Raw genomic sequence first — 292 nt, 5'->3', positions numbered from 1 at the left:
GGCTGGTGCATGAGGATCTTGGTGTGGCTCAGCGCGTATCGCTTGCCCGGCGCTCCCGCGCACAGCAGGAACTGCCCCATCGACGCAGCGAATCCCATGGCGACCGTGACGACGTCCGGCTTGACGTACTGCATCGTGTCGTAAATGGCCATCCCGGCGAAGACGGACCCACCGGGTGAGTTGATGTAGATGTGGATGTCCCGGTCGGGGTCCTCGGCCGCGAGCAGAAGCAGCTGTGCACAGATCGCGTTGGCGTTCTGGTCGCGCACCTCGGCGCCGAGGAAGATGATGC

At 64.4% G+C, this 292-nt stretch carries 1 pseudogene; it reads right to left on the bottom strand.

The window, feature by feature from the left end:
• A pseudogene (locus tag ELR45_RS41200) lies at positions 1–292 on the bottom strand (ATP-dependent Clp protease proteolytic subunit); the annotation flags it as partial.

Origin of the sequence: Phytoactinopolyspora endophytica, assembly GCF_004138495.1 — a bacterium.
In the GTDB taxonomy this organism is placed as follows: domain Bacteria; phylum Actinomycetota; class Actinomycetes; order Jiangellales; family Jiangellaceae; genus Phytoactinopolyspora; species Phytoactinopolyspora endophytica.
The sequence above is the reverse complement of the archived record's forward strand: the minus strand, read 5'-3'. Positions and strand labels throughout refer to the sequence as shown.